Origin of the sequence: Pseudomonas thermotolerans DSM 14292, assembly GCF_000364625.1 — a bacterium.
In the GTDB taxonomy this organism is placed as follows: domain Bacteria; phylum Pseudomonadota; class Gammaproteobacteria; order Pseudomonadales; family Pseudomonadaceae; genus Aquipseudomonas; species Aquipseudomonas thermotolerans.
This window is the reverse complement of record NZ_KB822652.1, coordinates 1-2888: the sequence shown is the minus strand read 5'-3', so window position 1 is coordinate 2888 and position 2888 is coordinate 1. Positions and strand designations below refer to the sequence as shown.

Here is a 2888-nt window from a genome sequence, read left to right as displayed (position 1 = left end):
TGGTCGGATACGCGTGGAATGGGTGGCCGGATCACCGTGGAATCGGTGGTCAGATGCTCATGGAATGGGTGGCCAGATGACCGTGGAATCCGCAGCTTAATCACACGCTGACGCAATTGCCGCCCAAATCGGCATTGAGCGGTGCGATCCACTATGCCCTCGCACGTTGGCAGGCGCTGACGCGCTACTGCGCGGATGGCCGCATTGAAATCGACAACAATGCCGCCGAACGGGCCCTGCGTGCAGTCGCCCTGGGTCGCAAGAATTTTCTGTTCGCCGGTTCCGACGCAGGCGGAGAAAGAGCGGCGGCGATCTACAGCCTGGTCGGTTCAGCCAAGCTCAACGCATTGAACCCACAGGCTTATTTGACGCACGTGCTGGAGCGCATCGCCGACTACCCAATCAATCAGCTCGACGACTTGCTGCCCTGGAATATTGCTCTGCCTACCCTAGAACATGAGGCCGCTTGACCCATGCCCAACGTCACCCGTTTGCCCAAGCCGGCGAACGACCGTCTCCTGCAACTGCACATCGAACTGACGTGGATAAAACCCGCCATCTGGCGCCGGGTCGCCGTGCCCGAGCGCATCACCCTGAGCAAACTGCACCAGGTTATTCAGGCGGTGATGGGCTGGAGTGACACCCATCTTCATGAGTTTGAAATCGCTGGCGAAAGCTACGGTATTCCCGATCCCGACTGGGGCCCTCCGGTCGTTTCGGAACAGCGCAAGACGCTGACAAAGGTGCTGTATGGGTCGAAGGCGTTTCGTTACGTCTATGACTTTGGCGACAACTGGGAGCACCGGATCAAGATCGAGCGGCTGTTGCCGGCCATTGCGTGCCCGCATGTGCTGTATTGCATCGACGGCGCCAATGCCAGCCCGCCGGAGGATGTCGGCGGTGCACCGGGTTACGCGGATTTTCTGGACGCGCTTGCCGACCCCGAACATCCCGAATACTTGGACATGCTCGACTGGTACGGCGATACCTTCGATCCCACGGCATTTGACCGCGACGACATCAATCAGCGTCTGAAGCGGATTAAAGTCTGAGGGTCAAGACGGTAGAGAGCGGACGCTTACGAATGGGCCGAGTTCTGCACCAGAGAAAAATGACCAACTTGAGATCATCGACCGCTGCCAGAACCACCTGCTGGGCGGCTCCAAAGTACGCAGGCACTACCTACATCACGATTATGCCAAGGAAAAAACCGAGGCATGGCGATTGCTGAGCGAGAGGCTGGAGTCGATCCTTACAGCGCAGTCCGGGATTAGTGAATCACCCGCGCAGTAAATCGATTGCGGCCGGGGCAAGAACAAATGCGGCTACTATCTGGGGGCAATTCAGGAGGGAGGTACTGTGCGCTCCTGCTTCTCGCGTTTCAGCGCCTGGAACTCGCGGTAGTGCTCGAAGGCAGCCTTTAGCACTACAGCCAAGCCTATGGTGGCTAGAACATTCTTGAGCATGTTGTGGGCTCCTTCAGGCCAGCAAAACCAATGCAAAACACACCAGCCAGACGATGAAGTAGGCCAGGTTCTGCTGCAGGTTTTGGGCGCGTTGATAAAGGTAAACAGGCACTAGCCAGACCCAGCCCTTGAAGCGACTGGTATTGTGTCCTGCCTTTTGTAATCGCTTCTCGTCAAAGAAGGACAGCAGGAGATTGAGTGCTAGCGTGATGTACCAGTAGCTGGCGTTTTCCATCGCTCGCGCCGCTGCTGCCTCGCTGCCATTGACGGCGCCTGCGACGAACCATTCCATCAAGTAGCCGATGATGGGCGCGAAAGCGAGCACCCAGACCAGAGTGTTGTTCGCCTGACTGCCAACCAGCGGCGGCGGGATGTGCTGCAGGTGTTGCCGCAGCGGGGTGTTTTCCAGCTTCGACCACTCGGTAAAGCCATGCGCCCACACGGAACTACCATAGCCGAGGCGGCCTTCGCGAATCAGCTCGATCATCTCCTGTTCGCTCACGCCCCCCTTACGTTCACCTTTTTCCTCATAGAACCACTGGCTCGTACTGATTTGAGCATCGGACATCGACTCACTCCTCGATTCGATTGATTGCGTGATGCAGAGTGACAGCCTGCGGCGACAGATTGTGTCGTTCTGGCTGCCCTACCAGGCTGAGCGGCAGCTGTTTTCCGGGCTGCCCAGCGGCTGGAGTACGCTGGAAATGTTTTTGGTGGGCAGATTGATGGTCTTGCCGTCTACCATGAGCTTCAGCTGGTTGGCTTGGCGCAGGGCCTCCCAGAAACTGGGGAAGTTGGCCCCGCACACTCGGCAATCGGTGAAGAAGGGGTTGTTGTAGGTCTCTCCGTCGACGATCACGTCGAAGCCGCCGCCCTCTTCGGAGCTGTACTGCCGACCACCGACGCTGGCGTAGGCGCGGACGTAGCCATCCTCCTCGTAGTCTGGGCAGGAGATGTTCAGCTCATTGCCATTGCCGTCGTCCACCAGATGCTCGCTGACGCCCATGCCCCAGCCGGAAGTCCATTCGTAGGTGCCGCCATGGGCGCCTGTGCCGGCGAGCAGGCTGCAGAGCAGCAGGATGCTTGGTTTGTGCATGATGAATCCCTGTGTTCGTTTAGAAACGTGAGTTACGAAAGAGCTGGCTTAGCCGTGACCGCATGATTTCCGTGCGGCTGGCCGGGCGGGTTTCCAACTCCGTGCGCTGGCAGACCGGGCAGCGGTAGAACCAGTCGATATTCAGTTGGAGAGCGTCACTGGCTGGAGCGGTTGTGCGCCGCCAGCCACATTGTGGGCAGATGAAAGTGCGAGGCAGAGGCGGCATTGACATTTAGGGAAACTCTGAAAAAGACTTCCTGATTTGGTAAAATCCGCCGACTTCACCCGCAGAGCTTTCCGATGAAGCAGATGACCTTCGCCGACGC

At 58.2% G+C, this 2888-nt stretch carries 5 protein-coding genes and 2 pseudogenes; 3 read left to right on the top strand and 4 right to left on the bottom strand.

What is annotated here, in order from left to right; genetic code table 11:
* Positions 1-95: 95 nt before the first annotated feature.
* From H165_RS0117915 to H165_RS20050, 3 genes and pseudogenes are all read left to right on the top strand, one after another.
* Positions 96-470: pseudogene (locus H165_RS0117915) on the top strand (IS66 family transposase); the annotation flags it as partial.
* A gap of 3 nt (positions 471-473) precedes the next feature.
* Positions 474-1052, top strand: a complete 579-nt coding sequence (locus tag H165_RS0117910) for a plasmid pRiA4b ORF-3 family protein (protein WP_003291613.1) — start codon at positions 474-476, stop codon at positions 1050-1052.
* Between the two features lie 61 nt (positions 1053-1113).
* Positions 1114-1293 (top strand): annotated as a pseudogene (locus H165_RS20050) (tyrosine-type recombinase/integrase); the annotation flags it as partial.
* Positions 1294-1343: 50 nt separating this feature from the next.
* On the opposite strand, the gene H165_RS20130 reads toward H165_RS20050, so the two are convergent.
* The 4 genes from H165_RS20130 to H165_RS19850 all read right to left on the bottom strand — a co-directional run.
* Positions 1344-1466: a hypothetical protein gene (locus H165_RS20130; RefSeq protein ID WP_017940297.1), complete on the bottom strand. Its 123-nt coding sequence runs from the start codon at positions 1464-1466 to the stop codon at positions 1344-1346.
* 13 nt (positions 1467-1479) lie between these two features.
* Positions 1480-2034 (bottom strand): DUF4339 domain-containing protein, encoded by a 555-nt coding sequence (locus H165_RS0117900; protein WP_017940296.1) that lies wholly within the window; start codon positions 2032-2034, stop codon positions 1480-1482.
* 78 nt (positions 2035-2112) lie between these two features.
* On the bottom strand, positions 2113-2562 hold the full coding sequence (locus H165_RS0117895; protein ID WP_017940295.1) for a hypothetical protein: 450 nt from the start codon (positions 2560-2562) through the stop codon (positions 2113-2115).
* Positions 2563-2703: 141 nt separating this feature from the next.
* The coding region (locus H165_RS19850) for a hypothetical protein (protein ID WP_211206298.1) at positions 2704-2888 on the bottom strand (185 nt) is incomplete at its 5' end.

What these genes read in the sequence shown, in the direction of transcription:
- H165_RS0117895 (WP_017940295.1), bottom strand. Translation starts at nt 2,562, where the DNA reads ATGCACAAACCAAGCATCCTGCTGCTCTGCAGCCTGCTCGCCGGCACA.
- H165_RS20130 (WP_017940297.1), bottom strand. Translation starts at nt 1,466, where the DNA reads ATGCTCAAGAATGTTCTAGCCACCATAGGCTTGGCTGTAGTGCTAAAG.
- H165_RS0117910 (WP_003291613.1), top strand. Translation starts at nt 474, where the DNA reads ATGCCCAACGTCACCCGTTTGCCCAAGCCGGCGAACGACCGTCTCCTG.
- H165_RS0117900 (WP_017940296.1), bottom strand. Translation starts at nt 2,034, where the DNA reads ATGTCCGATGCTCAAATCAGTACGAGCCAGTGGTTCTATGAGGAAAAA.